The organism is Corynebacterium sp. HMSC056F09, assembly GCF_001815785.1.
Lineage (GTDB): Bacteria > Actinomycetota > Actinomycetes > Mycobacteriales > Mycobacteriaceae > Corynebacterium > Corynebacterium hiratae.
On the sequence record NZ_KV821895.1, the window covers coordinates 1 to 18035 of the forward strand.

Annotated in this window: 18 protein-coding genes and 1 pseudogene; 7 read left to right on the top strand and 12 right to left on the bottom strand. The window is 60.0% G+C overall.

Annotated elements, in window-relative coordinates; genetic code table 11:
- Nucleotides 1-119 precede the first annotated feature (119 nt).
- From HMPREF3056_RS13920 to HMPREF3056_RS01430, 3 genes are all read right to left on the bottom strand, one after another.
- Nucleotides 120-473, bottom strand: a complete 354-nt coding sequence (locus tag HMPREF3056_RS13920; protein ID WP_016423158.1) for a type IIL restriction-modification enzyme MmeI — start codon at nucleotides 471-473, stop codon at nucleotides 120-122.
- 641 nt (nucleotides 474-1114) lie between these two features.
- Nucleotides 1115-3007 (bottom strand): heavy metal translocating P-type ATPase, encoded by a 1893-nt coding sequence (locus HMPREF3056_RS01425; protein WP_016423157.1) that lies wholly within the window; start codon nucleotides 3005-3007, stop codon nucleotides 1115-1117.
- A complete protein-coding gene (locus HMPREF3056_RS01430; protein WP_005530797.1) occupies nucleotides 3004-3363 on the bottom strand; it encodes a Cd(II)/Pb(II)-sensing metalloregulatory transcriptional regulator CmtR in 360 nt (119 codons plus the stop codon). The genes HMPREF3056_RS01425 and HMPREF3056_RS01430 overlap by 4 nt, the downstream gene beginning before the upstream one ends.
- Nucleotides 3364-3512: 149 nt before the next feature.
- Between HMPREF3056_RS01430 and HMPREF3056_RS12915 the strand changes: the two are divergent.
- Both HMPREF3056_RS12915 and HMPREF3056_RS01435 read left to right on the top strand, forming a co-directional pair.
- Nucleotides 3513-3617: pseudogene (locus HMPREF3056_RS12915) on the top strand (type II toxin-antitoxin system RelE/ParE family toxin); the annotation flags it as partial.
- Nucleotides 3604-3912 carry a HigA family addiction module antitoxin gene (locus HMPREF3056_RS01435; RefSeq protein WP_083279048.1) on the top strand — a complete coding sequence of 103 codons (309 nt, stop codon included), beginning with the start codon at nucleotides 3604-3606 and terminating at the stop codon, nucleotides 3910-3912. The pseudogene HMPREF3056_RS12915 and the gene HMPREF3056_RS01435, both read left to right, overlap by 14 nt.
- Nucleotides 3913-3966: 54 nt before the next feature.
- On the opposite strand, the gene arfB is transcribed toward HMPREF3056_RS01435, so the two are convergent.
- The 4 genes from arfB to HMPREF3056_RS13685 are packed head-to-tail and all read right to left on the bottom strand — an operon-like array spanning nucleotide 3967 to nucleotide 5747.
- Nucleotides 3967-4410: an alternative ribosome rescue aminoacyl-tRNA hydrolase ArfB gene (gene arfB / locus HMPREF3056_RS01440; protein WP_070753977.1), complete on the bottom strand. Its 444-nt coding sequence runs from the start codon at nucleotides 4408-4410 to the stop codon at nucleotides 3967-3969.
- 31 nt (nucleotides 4411-4441) lie between these two features.
- On the bottom strand, nucleotides 4442-5032 hold the full coding sequence (locus tag HMPREF3056_RS01445; RefSeq protein WP_210398346.1) for a putative glycolipid-binding domain-containing protein: 591 nt from the start codon (nucleotides 5030-5032) through the stop codon (nucleotides 4442-4444).
- Nucleotides 4960-5415: a Fic family protein gene (locus HMPREF3056_RS13680; protein ID WP_083317767.1), complete on the bottom strand. Its 456-nt coding sequence runs from the start codon at nucleotides 5413-5415 to the stop codon at nucleotides 4960-4962. Before HMPREF3056_RS13680 ends, HMPREF3056_RS01445 begins: the two co-directional genes overlap by 73 nt.
- Nucleotides 5415-5747, bottom strand: a complete 333-nt coding sequence (locus HMPREF3056_RS13685; RefSeq protein WP_005530810.1) for a Fic/DOC family N-terminal domain-containing protein — start codon at nucleotides 5745-5747, stop codon at nucleotides 5415-5417. The genes HMPREF3056_RS13680 and HMPREF3056_RS13685 overlap by 1 nt, the downstream gene beginning before the upstream one ends.
- A gap of 354 nt (nucleotides 5748-6101) precedes the next feature.
- On the opposite strand from HMPREF3056_RS13685, the gene HMPREF3056_RS01455 reads away from it, so the two are divergent.
- The gene (locus tag HMPREF3056_RS01455; protein WP_070753978.1) at nucleotides 6102-7661 is read left to right on the top strand and encodes an ATP-binding protein; all 1560 of its coding nucleotides are present in this window, start codon (nucleotides 6102-6104) and stop codon (nucleotides 7659-7661) included.
- Here HMPREF3056_RS01455 and HMPREF3056_RS01460 read toward each other — a convergent pair.
- Entirely contained in the window at nucleotides 7636-8286 is a 651-nt protein-coding gene (locus HMPREF3056_RS01460) for an MOSC domain-containing protein (protein ID WP_070753979.1), read from the bottom strand. The two genes, HMPREF3056_RS01455 and HMPREF3056_RS01460, sit on opposite strands and share 26 nt — an antisense overlap.
- Before the next feature lie 29 nt (nucleotides 8287-8315).
- Nucleotides 8316-10844, bottom strand: coding sequence for a hypothetical protein (locus tag HMPREF3056_RS01465; RefSeq protein ID WP_070753989.1), 2529 nt, complete (start codon nucleotides 10842-10844; stop codon nucleotides 8316-8318).
- Between the two features lie 115 nt (nucleotides 10845-10959).
- On the opposite strand from HMPREF3056_RS01465, the gene HMPREF3056_RS13265 reads away from it, so the two are divergent.
- On the top strand, nucleotides 10960-11676 hold the full coding sequence (locus HMPREF3056_RS13265) for a helix-turn-helix domain-containing protein (RefSeq protein ID WP_070681741.1): 717 nt from the start codon (nucleotides 10960-10962) through the stop codon (nucleotides 11674-11676).
- A gap of 24 nt (nucleotides 11677-11700) precedes the next feature.
- Nucleotides 11701-12414 carry a Fic family protein gene (locus HMPREF3056_RS01475; protein ID WP_232761076.1) on the top strand — a complete coding sequence of 238 codons (714 nt, stop codon included), beginning with the start codon at nucleotides 11701-11703 and terminating at the stop codon, nucleotides 12412-12414.
- Nucleotides 12415-12830: 416 nt separating this feature from the next.
- On the opposite strand, the gene HMPREF3056_RS01480 is transcribed toward HMPREF3056_RS01475, so the two are convergent.
- Entirely contained in the window at nucleotides 12831-13439 is a 609-nt protein-coding gene (locus HMPREF3056_RS01480; protein WP_070517622.1) for a CueP family metal-binding protein, read from the bottom strand.
- 115 nt (nucleotides 13440-13554) lie between these two features.
- On the opposite strand from HMPREF3056_RS01480, the gene HMPREF3056_RS01485 reads away from it, so the two are divergent.
- Nucleotides 13555-13938 (top strand): zinc ribbon domain-containing protein YjdM, encoded by a 384-nt coding sequence (locus HMPREF3056_RS01485; RefSeq protein ID WP_070753981.1) that lies wholly within the window; start codon nucleotides 13555-13557, stop codon nucleotides 13936-13938.
- Nucleotides 13939-14314: 376 nt separating this feature from the next.
- Here the strand turns inward: HMPREF3056_RS01485 and HMPREF3056_RS01490 are convergent, their stop codons facing one another.
- Nucleotides 14315-14698: a type II toxin-antitoxin system VapC family toxin gene (locus HMPREF3056_RS01490; RefSeq protein WP_070510079.1), complete on the bottom strand. Its 384-nt coding sequence runs from the start codon at nucleotides 14696-14698 to the stop codon at nucleotides 14315-14317.
- The gene (locus tag HMPREF3056_RS01495; RefSeq protein ID WP_049154824.1) at nucleotides 14698-14970 is read right to left on the bottom strand and encodes a type II toxin-antitoxin system Phd/YefM family antitoxin; all 273 of its coding nucleotides are present in this window, start codon (nucleotides 14968-14970) and stop codon (nucleotides 14698-14700) included. Before HMPREF3056_RS01495 ends, HMPREF3056_RS01490 begins: the two co-directional genes overlap by 1 nt.
- Before the next feature lie 200 nt (nucleotides 14971-15170).
- Here HMPREF3056_RS01495 and leuS point away from each other — a divergent pair, with 200 nt between their 5' ends.
- Nucleotides 15171-18014 carry a leucine--tRNA ligase gene (gene leuS, locus HMPREF3056_RS01500; RefSeq protein ID WP_070681747.1) on the top strand — a complete coding sequence of 948 codons (2844 nt, stop codon included), beginning with the start codon at nucleotides 15171-15173 and terminating at the stop codon, nucleotides 18012-18014.
- Nucleotides 18015-18035: the final 21 nt, after the last annotated feature.

An 18035-nucleotide genomic window follows, 5' to 3' on the forward strand; every position in this document is an offset into this window, starting at 1 on the left:
AAGTAGTCAACGACCTCCTCAACGGAAAAATCGAGGCCGGCGGCGGTAATCCCCCCACCACCAAAACCGAAATCCACCAGTAGTAGTGAACGACCCATGTTCGTCTACCGTGAGCCGCGTTATGGCAGTGACGTGTTCTCGTCGGGCACAGTCATAGTTCCCGGCGTTGCCAGCGACAGGGTTCTACACCCAGCAGCGGGACCGATCAAAATCACCCGCACGGGGAACGACCCTGCTGGTGGTTTCGATTTTGATGAAAGCGAGGAGACATAGCCCCTCGCCAACTCCCCGTAGCTGGCGAACAGTAGCTCCTGGCGCTGGCGCTCGTTGGTGAGTTTGCGTGCCACATCGAAAGCCTTATCGACTTCCCGGTCCAAGTTGTTGTGAGCCTTGAGCAGAATTGGGTCCATCGATAACGGGTTGTAGTGCTCCGCGAGTGACCGCTGGGGGTGCCGCTCGCGTGCCCGCAGCACCAACTGTCCAGCGTCGATGATTCGCTGCTGCGCCTTCTCATCTAGTTCACACAGAGCTGGTCCGCAGTTGTAGCTCCCGATGTACTCCGAAAAACGGAAAAAATAAATAGTGGGGATACATCAACCTTCCACTTTCCATTCTTCCGGCTCAGAGTATTGAGGGGTCTGGGACCGGGTCCGTAAACCCTTTATGTTTTTCGCGCACAGCGGTTTTTAGCGACGCACCCTATAGGTTTTCCGCAGAACTTATATGTGTTTCTGTGCACCCCATATGTTGTCTGTTTTAGCGGTATTTCGTTGTTAATTCCGCACGCGCGCATCAAATGGTTATTTATCGACGACACTCCGTCGAGTTCAAGTTCAACGTGTAACGCGAGGCGTTAATGACGTTTCGCGTTATTGGGGGTAGGTTGAAGAGCGCTGTCTCTAACTCGGGTTTTCGTTCGGCCTCGGTCCATTCCGCTACCTCGTGTGAAGAATCTGCAAGCGGTATCGAACCGTTGAACTATTAGGTTCCCCCACAGTTCCCGTGCCTGCACGCATCGAGAAGGACCAGGTGGTGAACTCGAATGACTCGCCTGGTCCAACGTGTGTGCGCTCGGCGCGTGGTTTAACCCTTATAAGACTTGCCGGTCACAGCCTCAGCGTTTCGCTCGTGCAGCCCGCAGGCCGTTCAAGATCACGATGACTTCGGCGACTTCGTGTACCAACACGACGGCGGCCAAGCCCAGTACACCGCTGATCGCCAGTGGCATCAACACGATGATGATGGCCAGAGACAGCACGATGTTTTGGTTGATGATCCTGCTGCCTCGGCGGGCGTGCTGCAGCGCCTGCGGGATCAGCCGGAGGTCGTGGCCAGTGAAGGCGACGTCAGCGGACTCGATCGCGGCGTCAGAGCCGGTTGCTCCCATCGCAATGCCCACCGTTGCGCCCGCCAGTGCCGGCGCGTCGTTGATGCCGTCGCCGATCATCGCCGTCGGCGTCTTGGAGGAGAGTTCGGCGACGATGCTTGCCTTGTCCTCCGGTCGCAGCTCGGCGCGCACGTCGTCGATTCCGGCGATTTCAGCCAGCGCCCGGGCGGTGCGAGTGTTATCGCCGGTGAGCATGCTCACTTCCACGTCGTTGTCGTGCAGGGACTGCACGGCATCGGGCACCTCGGGCCGCAACTCGTCGCGCACCCCGATCGCCCCGGCGAGAGCGTCATCGACGGTGACTAGGACGCAGGTCTGGCCTTCGGACTCCATGCGCTCAACGTCCGCCTTCAGTGGCCCGGCGTCGATCCATCGGGGGCTGCCGACCAGCACCCGTCGGCCTTCGACGGTGCCGCCGATGCCATGACCGGCTTCCTCGCTGATATCCAAGGCGGTGGGCGCTTCGGGCTCCGCTGCCACGATCGCCGCGGCGAGGGGGTGCGTCGATTGCTGCTCAACCGCCGCCGCGAAGGAAAGCACCTGCGCCCGATCGAATCCGTCTGCCGGGACCACTCCGGTAACCTCGGGCTGGTTGCGGGTAAGGGTTCCGGTCTTGTCTACCGCTAGGTGACGGATGCCGCCGAGTCGCTCGAACGCCGCGCCGGACTTGATGACTACTCCGAACTGGCTGGCCGCGCCGATCGCGGCCACGACCGTCAGCGGCACGGAGATTGCCAGCGCGCACGGCGACGCTGCGACCAGGACCACCAGCGCACGGGTGATCCAAGTCTCGGGGTCGCCCAACAGCGAGCCGATCACGCCGACCAGCACCGCCAGGATCATCACCCCGGGCACTAGGGGTTGGGCAATTCGGTCGGCGATCCGGGCGCGGTCACCCTTCTCCGCCTGCGCCTGCTCGACGAGGTCGACGAGTGTGGTCAGCGAGTTGTCCGTTCCAGCTGCGGTCGTCTCGACCTCCAGCACACCGGCGGAGTTGATCGCTCCCGCGGGTACCTCGTCGCCGGGCGCAACCTCCTCCGGAATGGATTCTCCGGTGATCGCTGAGGTGTCAAGGCTGGAGCGTCCGGACCGAATGATGCCGTCCGTGGCGATCCGCTCCCCGGGGCGTACGACCATTAGCTCGCCAACCTCAAGGTCCTTCGCAGCGACCTCGGCCGTCGTACCGTCGCGCAGCACGGTCGCGGTTTGCGGTACCAGCTTCAACAGTGCCCGCAGTCCGCCTTGGGCCCGGTCCATCGCCTTGTCTTCAAGCGCCTCGGCGATCGAGTACAGGAACGCCAGCGCCGCGGCCTCTCCGACGAAACCAAGGATCACCGCGCCGACCGCGCTGATCGTCATAAGCAAGCCAATGCCGAGCTTGCGCTTCGTGACAAGGTTCCGGATCGCTCCAGGTGCGAACGTGTAAGCGCCCAACAGCAGGCCAAGCCAATACAGTACCGTTGCGGGCGTCTCCAAGTCGGACCAGTCCAGCGCCAGTCCTGTAATGAGGGCTACGCCGGAGAAGATCGGTAGCAGTAGCTCGGGGTCCTTCCACCATGGCCGATCGAGCTCTTCGATCTCCGTGGCGGGTTCGTGTTCGCATCCACATGCTGAACTCATGCGTCCGTTCCTTTCTCGCCGCAGCCGGGCACCGAGCACTCGGTGTCGATGCAGGGGGCATTCTCGTCGACGGCCAGCGTCGCGTTGACCAGCGCTTCGAGCGCCGCCGCGAGGTGCGGATCGGCAATTTCGTAGCGGGTCTTACGGCCCTCCGGCTCAGCGACGACGATGCCACAATCGCGTAGGCAGGACAGGTGGTTCGAGACGTTCGAGCGGGTCAGATCCAAGCTTTGCGAAATCTCGGCCGGGTAGCCCGGACCGTCGAGTAGGGTCATCAGGATTCGGGAACGCGTCGGATCAGCCATGGCCCGGCCGAGCCGGTTCATGACGTCGAGGCGCGAAGCAATAGTCAGCATGTGCTGAACAATACAACGTGTGTTGAACTATTCAAAATGCACTGAACTGACGGTTCCGCGAAGGTCCTGCGACCTGCAGGAATTAGTCGATGGGATAGCAGATGACTGATCCTTTGTGGTTCGGCTGCCACCCAACGCGGGAGCGACGTGATCGGCGGGGTCAGTTCAGCATTCGAATCAACGACCAGTGGCGGATCTGTTTTCGGTGGTCCGCCGCGGGGCCAGAGGAGGTTGAGATCGTTGACTACCACTGACAAGCTCCCTCCGGTTCACCCCGGTGAGATCCTCATGGAGGACTTTCTCAAGGAAATGGGGATCACCCAGCACAAGCTCGCCGTCTCCATTGGCGTTCCGCCCCGCCGGATCAACGAGATTGTCCACGGAAAGCGGGCTGTAACCGCGGACACTGCTCTTCGCTTGGCTAAGTTCTTCGGAATGAGCCCCCAGTTCTGGCTCGGGTTACAGGCTCAATATGACTTGGACGTGGCGGAAGACAAGATCCTCTCGGAAATCGAGCGGATTCAACCGGTCCAAGCTGTCTCAGCGTAGCGGTTACCCGAACCAGGTCCGTCAGCGTGAGGATATGCACGCGGATGGTTCGAACTAGGAAATTTGGGGCTGCCGTCGCGTGGACTTGAGTTCCGAGCGCCGCTTTTTCGCTTCGAGACGGCGTCGCACCGAGCTCCGCGTCGGCTTGGTCCTGCGCCGCGGGGGAGGAGGCGGAGCGAGCGCCTCACGCAAGAGGGCGGCCATGCGTTCGCGTGCCTCGGCGCGGTTGCGTACCTGCAATCGCTGGGTCGATGCGGTAACGGTAAGGACGGTGCCGTCTAGGCGGTGCTCGAGGTTGTGAAGGACGCGGCGACGCTGGGCGTCGGAAAGCGATGAGCACGTAGCGATATCGACGGAAAGCTGCACTTTGCTGTCCGTAGTATTGACGCCTTGGCCACCTGGTCCCGACGACTTCGCGAACCGCTCCGTCAGGTCGGCGGCGACGATGACCAGACCCCCGGGGATCCCTGGGCCAGGTGCGATGGTCAGGTCGTTCATACCGCCCAGCTTAGTTAGAGTTGCTTCCGGATCAGACCCGCCGTGCGAGATCAGGGTAGTGTACGACCACGCCGTCACCGTCGACCTCCAACTCGACGTCGACTCCCCGTGTTCCGCTTTCATATCGGACAGTTTCAGCATCGACGGAGCTGTAGTACTGGTCTGATGCGATCACCTGGAGGGACGGTATATCAATCCAAGCCATGATCAGCTGCGTTTTCGGAACCTGAGTCTCAAGCAGCGTCAAGCGACGAATAGGCATTGTGTTGGTGAGAGGGCACAGACCGAGATCGCAATCGAGTGCGGCTTTCAGGTCGGCTGACTGGACGATACCGGGGGAGGGCAGCTCTTCAGGCTGGGCGCCCTCTTCATTGGTTTCCGCCGACCACACGCCTTGTTCGGACCTTAACAGCTCGAGGCTTCGCCCCCATCCGTCGCCTTCAACGTTCACCGACACACGTTCGGTCACCCAGTTCTCCGCGGCGCGCAGCTCCCACGTGGCCTTGTATCCATCGCCGTATTGCACTCCGGAAGCGGTCAAACCGGCTCCTAAAAAATGAACTGCGGCCTCGTTCCGGATGAGGGGAGTCTCGACATGCTCCCACTTATACGTGCGCTCCATGGTGAGGATTTTACCACGCTTGATGGTGCGAAAAGGCAGGTAGCTTTCGATTTGGACCACGTACCGAGGACGAGGCATACCGGCAGAATGGTGTATTCAGTAAGTCCGCGACGCAGAAGAATCCCATGAATGAGAGCACGGCCCACACGGCCGTTGCCATCTGCAAATGGGTGAATCGTTTCGAATTGAGCGTGAGCAATCGCGGCCTGGATGAGAGCACCGTGCGAAGCGCCATCGAGGTAAAGACATAAGTCGTCTACGAGGTCATGGACTAGACGTGGGGGCGCTGGGATGAACTCGGCCCCAAAGAGTGTGTGGTTACTTCCACCAATCCAGTTTTGAATAGTGCGGAGACCAGTGGGGATAGAGCCCTTCTCCCCCATCAACTCTCTTTGGAGCTTTTCAAGAAGGCCGATGGAGATGTTGGTTCGGTGGCAAAGCTCTTCTCAATGGAACACAGAACGGTGAGGTTACGCGCAACCTCTTCCGCGCTTTCCTTAAAGCCGCGGACTTCCTCCTTTTGGGCGAGTTCCGCGAGGACAACCTTGTCGACGTTGGGCGCAATACCTTCAATGCGTGAGGAAGAAATCGCCTCAGAACGCATGAGTAAGCGGGCCACAGACTCCAACTGGCCAGAAGCAGCATGACGGTTGAGATCCAAGATCTCTCGCTCGATACGTGCTGCCCGGCTGGTGAGCTCTGGGGAAAACTCCATGCCTTACTTACAAAATGGTCAGGGACATAGACCTAAAAAGGGCCTCCGGCCTTATCGCGCCGGGGAGTGCCGGAGCCTGATTCGGGGATCCAGCTCTCGGTAACGTAGTGAGGCTTGTAGAGGCTATCCATTCGTCAGACAGCAAATGAGTGGTTGGATAACTCTTATCCAACCACTCATTGCGGTTTATGCGCTAGATAAAGCTTAAACATACGGGGTTTCAGGGCCATAATTTGGCCTCAATGAGAATGTCAATGACACCTCAATGGGAAGATCAATGAGAACTCTTGTCATTGAAGAGGAATGAAGTTAGCATTGAGCCGTCATTGTTAACATTGAGGGCGGGTATTCATCGTGAACAATTGGTCCGAGAATCAGCTGAGAGAGCTATTGGCTGAGCTTGAGTTGCGCGGCGGTGATTCAACAACAGTCGAGGTCAAAACCGCTCAAGGGGGCATTCCGGACTCTCTACCGCAGACATTGTGCGCGTTCGCAAACATGCCGAGTGGCGGTCTTATCATTCTCGGTGTCAATGAGAAAGAAGGCTTCATTGTCACTGGCATTGAGAATCCTTCGGAGATGGAGGCTGCTCTGGCCTCGCAAGCTCGTCATGCCATCACTCCCCCAGTCACAGTGCATACCGACAGTGTGGCAATAGATGGCACGCATGTCGTGATTGCGGAGGTTACGGGTCTTTCGATCATTGATAAGCCTGCTATCTACAGGGGAGAAGCGTATCTTCGAATGGCTGATGGGGATTATCGTATGAGTGCCTCCGAGCTACGCATGATGGACGTAGCGAAGCTGCATGCCGAGGAGGCAGTGTCCTATGACACGACGATTGTGGAAGGCACGAGTATCGCAGACTTGGACCGCGCCGTGGTGGAAGATTTCTTGGTTCAGGCGCGGAGAAAGAATCGGCGACTATCGGGACTTACTCAAGATGAGGACGTCTTACGGGCACTAGCGGTGACGACCGCGACTGGAGAGCTGACGCTTGCTGGCCTGTATGCGCTGGGTTTCTATCCCCAAGGGCATTTTCCCTCCTTAGCAGTAACGGTGGCGCAAAGGCTACCAAATGGTTCGAAGCACGGGCGAGTGTTGGGGTTGGAGACCTTTGAGGGGCCCGTTCCGGTGCTGTTGAACTCGGTAATGGGATGGGTAAGGCAACGTTTAGCCGCCGTACGGCGATATCGAGAGGACGGATCAATGGTGGAAGTTCCTGAACTTCCCCTTCCGGCCATTCGAGAGGCCGTGGCTAATGCATTGGTGCACCGTGATCTTGGGCCGAATACCTTAGGGGCTGGTAAATCGATTGATGTCCGCTTACTACCGGACAAGATGGTCATCTCCAGCCCAGGTGGCCTGCGGGATCTGACGGTAGAGCAGCTGAAGTCGAGAGATCTGGCACGACAGGAGATTAACCAGCGTCTCTATAGACTGTGCCGATATCTCAAAGCAGACGATGGCTCTTTTGTCATTGAGGGCGAAGGCGGCGGCGTGCAGCTCATGTTGGATGCCGCGCGAGAGCAAGGACTGCCGGAGCCTGACCTGATAGATTCCGGTGTGCAATTTACGGTGAAGATGTGGCGGCCGGACACGCGTGGAGAAGCCCGTACCTGGGAGCTACTACGCAAGGAGGAATCCCGCATCGAATCGCAACGGCGAGTGGACGCACCAGCGAACGTGGATGGCCTAGGAGTCAACGCCCCGCGCGTAGCGGAGGCGCTGAGTGCGGCGGCACAACCCCTGTCCATTGGTGAAATAGAAACAGCCACAAACCTCACTCGAGCGCAGGTCCGATATGCGCTGAAGTCACTGGTGAAGGCACGATTCGTGCGTATGGATGGTACGCGCGGCTCACAAGCGACAACCTATGAATGGCTAGCTAACCGCGGGATTGCAGGCTCTTAACCAGCTGGTCGTGATGAACGGGAGCGAGGCAGCCGGCGTCGACGACGCGCCGGGCCAGCTCCTTGTCCCCCATCTTGGCGGCGAAGGCCATGCCCATGGTGATGTCATGGTCGGGGCGGCCGATAAGCGAAATTTCATCGCCAGGGTTGATGCGGCCGGGTTCGATGATGCGCAGGTAGGAGCCGCAATCGCCGCGCTCAGTAAAGGACTTGAGCCAGCCGGGCTCGTCCATCCAGCCGGAGAAAGTGGCGCAGGGGGTGCGCGGGATAGACACTTCGAGCACGCACTCCCCCACCTGAATCCGCTGGTTGATCAGCATATTCGGCCAGGAAATGCCTTCGGTAGTGAGGTTCTCCCCGAAGTAGCCGTCACGCAGCACACGGTTGAGCGTGCCCTCCCAGTAATCGAGCTCCTCGCGGGCATAGGCGTAGATGGCCTTCTCGGCGCCGCCGTGGTGGGCGTGGTCACCAATGGAATCCCCCACCACGCCGGAGCCGTCACCATAATTGGGCCCGGGGACCTCTAGGTCGAGGAAGGGGCGCGGCTGCTTATCGATGCCCGTGTACTCGTGCCGTCCGTGCGGCTCGGGGCGGCGGACAGCGACGTTCGTGGAGATAACCTTCATGCTCACTCATTGTGGCACACCTCACGCGCTTACGCGTCGCGATCGCGGAAGAGAGCTTCGGCGGTCACGAGGTCGTAGAAGAAGAGGCGGGGGGCGAGGGGGAGGACGTCGGCAAGCATGGGCATGTCCTCCTTGAGCAGGGGGCTTTCCATGATGATGTCGTTCGCCGCGGCGCGGGACGCCAGTGCGAAGGCATAGGAGATGTAGGGCATCCACGCAGCGGCATTGAGCTCGTCGGCGGTGTTTCCGCTGGCAAAGGCGCCCAACGCGATAAGGGTGTGGCTGACGGACATGTCAACGCCCGCGTTTTGCACCAGGGATGCGAGTGCGGTGGCGTCCTTGCGCAGGTGCTCGATGGTGCCCAGCGCATCGAGTGCGCCGTTGTTGGCAAAGCACTCGCGCAGCGCGGCGACGCGGCCGGCCTCCCCCATCAGATCATCGACGGGCGGAGTGGGGCTGTGAATGGTCGCAGCATTGAGCAGCATCGGGCGGGTCAGCCCATCAGCGCCGGACTCACGCACGGCGTTCAGCTCCGCGTTCTCGCTGGCGGAAGGATCGAGCAGGAGATCCAGGTAGCTATCGGCGCTGGACTCGGCGGTGGGCTCCAGCGGCGAGTGGAACAAGCGCGTGCGCGCAAGCGAGCGGGCCTGCTGGTTCACGCTGACGCCGGTCCGCGCTAGGGCGTGGACCGCAGCCTCCGGTTGGGCGCGCAGGCGATCGATGGTGCTGTCGAACATCGCCTGCAGCTTCGGGTTGGGGCTGCGCTGTGAGAGCACGTGAAGCGCGCGGAAGGTGTCCCAGAGCTGCTCCGGGGTCCAGTCCTTTGAGGCGAGCGCCGCCGGTGAGCCTTCCGGCGTGATCACAATAGAGGCGCTGGAGGGGCGTGCAGGGGCGGCGAGGTTGGAGGAGGCGCGGAGTTCGCGGACGTCGACAAGCAGCGAGCCATGCTCAGCAAGCTCCGCGGGCAGTTCAAACCCCTCTTCGGTGGGCGTGAGTTGGGTGGGCGCTACGGTGGGCTCGGCCAATGGCCAGGCCCAGCCTACTAAATCTGCCTGCGGTTCTGCGTTCTGCTCAATGATAATCTCATCGCCGTTGAGCAGGCCGCGGCTGACGAACGGGGACTTTCGGACAGTGGCCAGCGCCGCATAGATCAGGCTGGTGGATGCGGAAGCTTCGTACTCGACGATGCGCCGCTCCAAGCTGCGGGCCTGGTGAGCCGCGCGCTCCCCCGCCGGGAGGGAGTCCAGGTAGTCCTCGTAGGACAGCGTGGACCACATGAGGAAAAGCTCCGCCGTTGGTTGCTTGCGCACAGCGTTGGCTAGCGCAGCGTTGGGGACGGCGAGGCTGGTCACCGCCTGCGTCGTCTTTGAGGTGCGCGCCAGTTCCTTGATTTTCTGACGGCCGTCGATGGTGACGAACTTCGCCAGCGGCAGTGGGCGCGGCGAGTGGACGGTGAACATGTCATCCTGATCGAGCTGGCCGGCGAAAATAACCGGTTTATCGGAGTGCTCAGTGGGTTCCAAGCCGATGCGCTTGACGCGGCTGAACAAAGCCTCGGGCCAGACGTCGAATTCCAGCTCATAGCCGGCTTCACTGGCCACGACCTCGCGGCGAGAGACCTCGGTGTCCTCGAGGGTGCGTAGTCCCTTCTCCAGCGCGATGGGCTTCTTTGGCGGGGAGGCCAGCGTATAGCTGAAGGCTGAGTGCGCACCGAGGGCGTCGATGATGCGGAAATCCATGCCGCGCGGGCCGTCGTTGGTGGCGCGCATGTGGAGGCCCTCGGCGAGGGAGATGAAGCGGACGTCGACAAGCTCCTCGTCGTGCCACAGCGACACCTTGTAGCGGCCCACCCACGGGTCTTCGTAGAGGTCACCCGGGAAAGGCTCGGCGATGCCCGCGTCGAAGGTCTGCTCCGAAATCTCCTCCTGTTCGCCGCCGAGGGGCGCATAGGTGAGATCGATGCGCCACTCCCCTTCCGCAATGAGGTGCACGCGCGGCGACTTGGTGAACACGGGCTCGTTGTCGAGGCCACGGGCGTTGGGGAGGATGGCGACGTCAAAGTCCCACTCAAAATCGCCGTGCTTGGCGACGTCCACCGGTTCCCTCTGCGGCACCCTGACCTGCTCCGGCAGCGGGCCGACTTCCCAGCCGGCCCAGATGCCCAGCGGCTCGGCATCCTCGAGCGTGCCCTGCGGCGCGATGAGGGTGGTGCGGTCATAGACGATGAAGGGTGCTTCATCGGTGATGCCGGTGAAGGTGACGGTCTCGATGAGGTCCTCATCGCCATCGCGCAGGGTTACCTCGATGCGGGTAAAAGGCCCGGGGATGCCGACTTCCAGCGGCTCTTCGGTGGCGAATTCACGCACCGAGTGGGGGCGATCGATGAAATGGGACTTGACTACCCATCGTGGGTCCGTCAGGTCCGCTTCAGGGTAGGTAGCCGGCAGCTCCAGCATGAGGATGTTGCTCCCCCGGCGCAGTGAAATCCGGGGACCCTGCTCGGCGATGTCGGTAGTGACCAACGGCGTTGTGGGAAGTGAATAAATCTCCGCGCTCATTTGCTTCATCATAGGACACCGTGGGGCCCTGTTGCCATGTCGCTGGTAGAGGGCTTGATTGTCCTAACGGTAGGACAAGTGTCCTAAGCATAGGACAGCTGGCTATAGTGGGGCTATGGACCCATTACAACTCCTCAAGAAAAGCCCGCTGAGCCTTAGCGAAATCTCGCGGCGCTCGGGAGTGTCACGAAATACGCTCAATCTGTGGTTGCGTGGGGCAGCTCAACCAAGCTTGGCCGGGTTGGAGAAGGTAATGCGCGTGCTCGGATACGAGGTTTCCGTACAGGTACACCGCATGAGCGATGCCGCCGCCGCGACAGCCGCCCGAGTTCTCCTGGGGGAGCTCAGCAGCGAAGAACCAGACGTTAAAGCCTGGATTGACCGCTTTGTGCAGTGGGGTGACGCTGCGGCCGTCGGTGGCAGCTACCAGGCTCTCATGGAACGGGCCGCGTGGGCCTCCAACCCATATGGCCGCCACGGGGCTCTCCACTTCTTACCGTCAAATCCCATAACGATTGCTTCAGCGGTTGATGCGAGTGGGCAAACTTGGGCGATGTCGGGTGCTTTTGCAGCGCAACGAGTCGCGGGGCAGATCGCAGGTGAAGAAGAACCTCAATCAACATTGATCTGGTGCACAAATCCAGCAGACATCGTGTCTTCATTGCCCACTCGGATCCGTGCCAGTTCTGAGCCCGTATCTGGAGGGATCACGCTCGTGCCAGTTGCTGGTGAAGAGCTAACGGGCGCAACAAAAGAATCAGGAATACACTACGTGTCACCGCACCAGCTTGCTATCGATGCGTGCGCAGAAAACTATGTGGGAGGGGCATAGGTGATGAGAAGAGCAACGAGCCGAGTGAGCTGGGAACACCATGAGCGGCCGCACGTTTCGGAGTTGGGGACCGACCGTGCGTTATTTCGATTAACCAAGCAACTTCCTGACTTGGTGTGGAATGCCGCCGCGCTGGAAGGAAACACGTTTACCCTCCCAGAAGTCCGTACGTTGCTCGATGGCGTCACGGTGGGTGGAAAGGCGCTTGCTGAACAGCAACAGATCTTGGACTTGTCAGAAGCTTTCAACCTGCTCCATGAGCTGGTCCTCAAAGAGGAATGTGCGGTGGATAAAGCCACCAGTAACGCACTCCATGCCGTGCTAGCAAGGAACGAGGCCCTGGACGCTGGTCTTTTCCGTGGTGAAGGCCATGTGGAGGGAGATGGCGGTGGAGTGCGGCTCATGGATGGCGGGTTCATCCCTTTCGACCCTGCTGATGAATTGGGTGAAGCTCATGCCGATTTGCTGGTCTCCCTTCAAGGTCTTGAAAACCCAGTCGAGCAAGCGTTGGCCTATTTCTGCTCTGCCACGCGTAGCCAGTTTTACTTCGATGGAAACAAGCGAACCGCACGGCTTGTGGCGTCAGGTCTCTTGATGAGCAATGGCTACGCAGCACTTAATATCCCTAATGCGAGAAGGCTGGAATTCAACCTTGCCCTCGATGAACTGTTCCGATCCGATGACGCTACGACCTTGATGGACTTCCTGTATGACTGCCTAGAGGAGTCCTCCCAGTAAGCGCAGTAGGCCCTCCGCTTCCGAAGCGGAGGGCCTACGTGGGGGCTGAATGCTCAGCGCATCCTTTAGTGCATAGTGCTGTAGTGCTTAGCGGAACATCTTCTGCAGAGCGGAGAAGTCAGCCTTGACCACGCCGACAGACTGCAGGAATGCGGCGATGGCGCCGAGCAGGGCAGCCACAACGCCTGCGCCCAAGAAGCCGGCGCCGACGGGGTGGCGTGGCTAAAAGGAACAGAGTTGACGACACCAGCGGACTTGTTGTGGTCAATTGCCTGCTCGGAGATTTCTTCAGGGAGTGGCCGTATGGGGACTTGCCCAGAACACTGTTGACGTCGGCAAGCACTGCGTGGACACCATAAAACGACAAACGGTGAACCCCAGGAGGTGGGATTCACCGTGGTGAGTGAATGGGCAGATTATGCCATCTGCAGCGTGGTCACGCAGGTACCGCCTTCGTCAGAGGTATCCAGGGGAACCTCGCCGGTCTTGCCGTCCTGCTCGATGGTGATGGTGCCCTTCTTGTCGGCCGGCAGCCAGTAGCCAATGAAGCCGTTGTCGAACGTCGTGGTGTCTTCGTTGACTAGCTCATTTCCTTCGTCATCCGTGATGGTGACGTGGATGTCTTCCTGGCTGAGCTCACCGGTGCAGGTGGTCAGGGAGTGGTTGAAGCAGTCGTGCGTACGGGAGAGGTACGGCGCAATAGAGAGGTAGAACTTGTCCTCCGGCAGCGGCAGGGAGGCCTGACCCTGTTCAGTAGCGAGGATGAGCTCGTTCGGGCGCACGGATGCGAGGAGATCGCTATTGCGCTCGTCCTTGGACTGGCGGTCCAGCTTGTCCACGATTTCCTGGCCATCCAACCCTTCGAGATCGAACTCGGCGAGGATCTCCTCGGCAGGCACCTGTTGGATGTCGGTGCTGGAAGCGGCGCTTTTCGAGGCTTCACTCGGTACGGGGCTGTCAGTAGAGCAAGAGGACAGGGTGATGGCTGCGGCGCAGGCAGTGGTGAGGGCGATGAGGCGTTTCATAAGTCTTCCGAATGGGTCCGATTGTGTTTACTCAAGCCTATACCCCACCCGGGTATCTATCAATGGAATGAGAGAAGGATCATCTTTTCGTGCTACGCAGGTTAAACTCTCCCCTATGTCTGATACTTCGGCCGCAACTCTGCCGCCCTGCCCCGAATGCTCCTCTGAGTACACCTACGAGATGCCGCCGCTTATCGTCTGCCCGGAGTGTGCGCACGAGTTCTCCACCGACGCTGTTGCCAGCGACTCGGCCGCAGAGGCAGCCGCCCTCACCATCGTGGATTCAGTGGGCAACGCGCTTGCCGACGGCGACACGGTCACCATCACCAAAACCCTCAAGGTCAAGGGCGCGCAGCAGCCACTGAAGGCCGGCACCAAGGTGCGCGGCATCCGCTTGAACTTCGACGCCGGCACCGGCCAGGAAGACCACAACATTGATTGCCGGATTGATGGTTTTGGCGCGATGAAGCTGAAGCCTGCTGTGGTGAAGAAGGTTTAGTAGTGAAGACGATGTAGGGCTACCCCAGGACTTTTACTGGTCCCGACTTGGGTCATGGGGTGGGTGAGCACCGACTTGCTTGAGACCGCTGCCTTTTGTCAGACGCCTCCTGCAGGTCGATGGAGGCGCGCAGACGTTGCGCGCTGCGAGGGGAGCAAAGAAGGTAATCCGCTTCGCGAAGATGCGTACAGTGTTCTACGGGAACGGTCGTTGTGTCCCGACTTAGGTCATCGGGCAGGTGCCGCAACGTCACTCTTGACGCTGCTACCTTGCATTTTTCGACGGCGGGGTGGAGTTGTTCCGCACCAATTTGGCCTAAGTCGGGTTGGTAGTGAAGACGACGTAGAGGTACCCCCAAGACTTGTATTGGTGGTCGTCACTGTGGCGAGGGAAAGACAGCAAAACCTTGAGACTGGGCAGCGGCGTGGAGCTGTTTGTCGTAGGTGAAAAAGGTCAGGGTGAGGCCAGCGTCGCGGAGAAGACAGGCGCTCGCCAGGTGGATGGCATCCAGGGAGCGAACGCCGGTCAGCGAGCAAGCTCGACGAATGACCTCATCGCTGATGCCAACTTTGGAGACCCCCTCCGTGAACTTCCGGTAACCGGCGCCGGTGAGGCCACTGCGCTGCCACACTTTAGATAACTCGATGTCAATGAGTGCAGAAGAAAACAGTTGCTGGCCTTCAAGGAGTGCAGCGACTTCGGAGCTTTCGCGCTCGGGCAAGGCCAACTTCGCTAGTGCCGAAGTGTCGACGTAGATCATCACAAGCGGTCTTCCCTATCCAGTAGCGATACAACGTCTGTCCCGGAAGGCAGATAGTCTGTGGTGCTTGGCTGTGAGTAAGGCTTCGGGTTGTGGCTCAGGATTCCGGCAGCTACTAACTGCTCCACGGGGCTATCTAGAGATGAAATGGGAACAACGCGAGCAATGGGCCGATTGCGGTCGGTGATGACCACGCTTTGACCTGTAGCGGCAACTTCGCGAACGATGTGGCCAGAACGCTGGTTGAGTTCGCGCAAAGAAATGTTGGTCATTGCTCCAACCGCCTTTCCTTATTGGCTGGTGACTGTAAAAAGTTAAATGTAGAACAGTAGAACAATGGTGATTTTAGTGGCAGAGCTTAGAGGGGACAAGGGGGGGCGTCGTCAGTTGCGTGGCCGCGCTGCGGAACGGAATTGCGGCCTAGCTGGGTCTAACTGGGGAGATGTCCGTGCGGTGACTACACTGTCTAACCATGACTAACCCGAGCGATAACACCACCCACCGCTACACGCCGGAGCTCGCCGCGCAGATTGAAAGTGCCTGGCAGCAGTACTGGAAGGATAACGGCACCTTTAATGCGCCGAACCCAGTTGGGCCGCTCGCGGAGGACGGTAAGGAACTTCCCGCGGAGAAGATGAACATCCAGGACATGTTCCCCTACCCGTCTGGCGCGGGTCTGCACGTAGGCCACCCGCTGGGTTATATCGCCACGGATACTTATGCCCGCTTTAACCGCATGCTGGGCAAGAACGTCCTGCACACGCTGGGCTATGACGCCTTTGGCCTGCCGGCTGAGCAGTACGCCATCCAGACTGGTACGCACCCGCGCACCACCACGGAGGCGAATATCAACAATATGCGCCGCCAGCTGGGCATGCTGGGTCTGGGCCACGATCCGCGCCGCTCGGTGGCCTCGACTGACCCGGAGTTTTATAAGTGGACGCAGTGGATTTTCCTGCAGATTTATAACTCCTGGTTTGATGAGGAGCAGCAGAAGGCACGCCCGATTTCTGAGCTCATCAAGGAACTTGAGGTGGGCAAGCGCACCACCAAGGATGGTCGCTACTACGCGGATCTGACCAAGGAAGAGCAGCGCCAGGCACTCGATGAATTCCGTCTGGTCTATCTGTCTAACTCCACCGTGAACTGGTGCCCGGGCCTGGGCACGGTGCTGGCCAACGAGGAGGTCACCGCGGAGGGCAAGTCCGAGCGCGGTAACTTCCCGGTCTTCCGCAAGAACCTGCGCCAGTGGATGATGCGCATTACCGCTTACTCGGACCGCCTGCTCGATGACCTGGAGCTTCTGGATTGGCCGGAGAAGGTCAAGTCCATGCAGCGTAACTGGATTGGCCGCTCCCGTGGTGCAGAGGTCAGCTTCCATGCCGAGGGTTACAACATCGACGTCTTCACCACCCGCCCGGATACTCTCTTCGGTGCGGAGTACGTGGTGCTGGCCCCGGAGCACGAGCTTGTCGACGCCCTCCTCTCCCCCATCCCTTATGACGATGATGTCGATGAACGCTGGACCTTCGGTCATGATGATCCGAAGGAGGCCGTGGAGGCCTACCGCGCGTCCATCGCCGCCAAGTCTGATCTGGAACGCCAGGAGAACAAGGAAAAGACCGGCGTCTTCCTGGGTACTTATGCCACCAACCCGGTCAACGGCAAGCAGGTCCCGATCTTCATCGCGGACTACGTCCTGACCGGCTACGGCACCGGTGCCATCATGGCGGTCCCGGCGCACGATACACGTGACTACGAGTTCGCTACCGTCTTTGGCCTGCCCATCACCGAAGTGGTTGCTGGCGGCGACATCACTAAGGAGGCCTACACGGAGTCCGGCAAGGCCGTAAACTCCGCCAACGATTCCCTGGACATCAACGGTATGTCCAAGGATGAGGCCATCGCCGCCATTATCCCGTGGCTAGAGGAACAAGGAGTAGGCCGCGAGAAGATCCAGTACAAGCTGCGTGATTGGCTGTTTGCTCGCCAGCGCTACTGGGGCGAGCCCTTCCCCATCGTCTATGACGAGGCCGGCCAGGCCTACCCGCTGCCGGAGTCGATGCTGCCCATTGAGCTGCCGGAGGTAGAGGACTACAAGCCGGTGTCATTCGACCCGGATGATGCCGATTCCTCCCCGCAGCCGCCGCTGGCCAAGGCCCGCGAGTGGGTGGAGGTCGAGCTCGACCTAGGCGATGGCCCGAAGACCTACTACCGCGACACCAACGTCATGCCGCAGTGGGCAGGTTCTTCCTGGTACCAGCTGCGCTACATCGATCCGACGAATGATGAACTCTTCTGCGACTTGGAGAACGAGCGCTACTGGACGGGCCCTCGTCCAGAGGAGCACGGCGCCAACGACCCGGGTGGCGTTGACCTTTACGTTGGAGGCGTGGAGCACGCCGTGCTGCACCTGCTCTACGCCCGCTTCTGGCATAAGGTTCTCTTCGATCTGGGCTACGTGACCTCGAAGGAGCCTTACCGCCGCCTGTACAATCAGGGCTACATCCAGGCTTATGCCTACACCGATTCCCGCGGTGTTTACGTGCCTGCCGCTGAGGTAGTAGAACGCGATGGCGCGTTCTACTACGGGGATGAAAAGGTCAACCAAGAGTACGGCAAGATGGGCAAGTCCCTGAAGAACTCCGTGGCCCCGGATGATATTTGCCGCGACTATGGTGCCGATACCCTGCGCGTTTATGAGATGTCGATGGGCCCGCTGGATACCTCCCGCCCATGGGCAACCAAGGACGTCGTCGGTGCGCAGCGCTTCTTGCAGCGCCTGTGGCGCCTAGCCGTCGACGAGAACTCCGGTGAGCTGTGCACGACGGACGCAGAGCTTTCCGAGGATGACCTGAAGCACCTCAACCGCACCATCGCCGGTGTGCGTGATGACTACGAGAACCTGCGCCTGAACACCGTGGTGGCCAAGCTCATCGAGTACGTGAACTACCTGACCAAGGCCTACCCGAAGGGCGCGCCGCGCGCCGCCGTGGAGCCCTTGGCCCAGCTGGTCTCCCCCGTTGCTCCGCACATCGCGGAGGAGCTGTGGAAGCGCTTCGGCCATGAGGAGACCATCACCTATGAGGCCTTCCCGGAGTTCGAAGAAAAGTACCTCGTCGACGACGAGATTGAGGTTCCGGTGCAGATCAACGGCAAGGTCAAGGCACGCGTGATGGTGCCTGCCGACGCTGACCAAGCCACCGTCGTGGGTATTGCCAAGGAAGATGAGCGCATCGCTGAGCTGACTGCCGGCAAGAACGTGGTCAAGGAGATCTACGTGCCGGGCCGCATGGTCAACTTGGTAGTTAAATAAACCACCGCGGCTCCGTTAGAT

Coding starts and splice junctions, on each gene's coding strand:
- HMPREF3056_RS01425 (WP_016423157.1), bottom strand. CDS start 3,007: ATGAGTTCAGCATGTGGATGCGAACACGAACCCGCCACGGAGATCGAA.
- HMPREF3056_RS01430 (WP_005530797.1), bottom strand. CDS start 3,363: ATGCTGACTATTGCTTCGCGCCTCGACGTCATGAACCGGCTCGGCCGG.
- arfB (WP_070753977.1), bottom strand. CDS start 4,410: ATGAACGACCTGACCATCGCACCTGGCCCAGGGATCCCCGGGGGTCTG.
- HMPREF3056_RS01445 (WP_210398346.1), bottom strand. CDS start 5,032: ATGGAGCGCACGTATAAGTGGGAGCATGTCGAGACTCCCCTCATCCGG.
- HMPREF3056_RS13680 (WP_083317767.1), bottom strand. CDS start 5,415: ATGGGGGAGAAGGGCTCTATCCCCACTGGTCTCCGCACTATTCAAAAC.
- HMPREF3056_RS13685 (WP_005530810.1), bottom strand. CDS start 5,747: ATGGAGTTTTCCCCAGAGCTCACCAGCCGGGCAGCACGTATCGAGCGA.
- HMPREF3056_RS01460 (WP_070753979.1), bottom strand. CDS start 8,286: ATGAAGGTTATCTCCACGAACGTCGCTGTCCGCCGCCCCGAGCCGCAC.
- HMPREF3056_RS01465 (WP_070753989.1), bottom strand. CDS start 10,844: ATGAGCGCGGAGATTTATTCACTTCCCACAACGCCGTTGGTCACTACC.
- HMPREF3056_RS13265 (WP_070681741.1), top strand. CDS start 10,960: ATGGACCCATTACAACTCCTCAAGAAAAGCCCGCTGAGCCTTAGCGAA.
- HMPREF3056_RS01480 (WP_070517622.1), bottom strand. CDS start 13,439: ATGAAACGCCTCATCGCCCTCACCACTGCCTGCGCCGCAGCCATCACC.
- HMPREF3056_RS01485 (WP_070753981.1), top strand. CDS start 13,555: ATGTCTGATACTTCGGCCGCAACTCTGCCGCCCTGCCCCGAATGCTCC.
- HMPREF3056_RS01490 (WP_070510079.1), bottom strand. CDS start 14,698: ATGATCTACGTCGACACTTCGGCACTAGCGAAGTTGGCCTTGCCCGAG.
- HMPREF3056_RS01495 (WP_049154824.1), bottom strand. CDS start 14,970: ATGACCAACATTTCTTTGCGCGAACTCAACCAGCGTTCTGGCCACATC.
- leuS (WP_070681747.1), top strand. CDS start 15,171: ATGACTAACCCGAGCGATAACACCACCCACCGCTACACGCCGGAGCTC.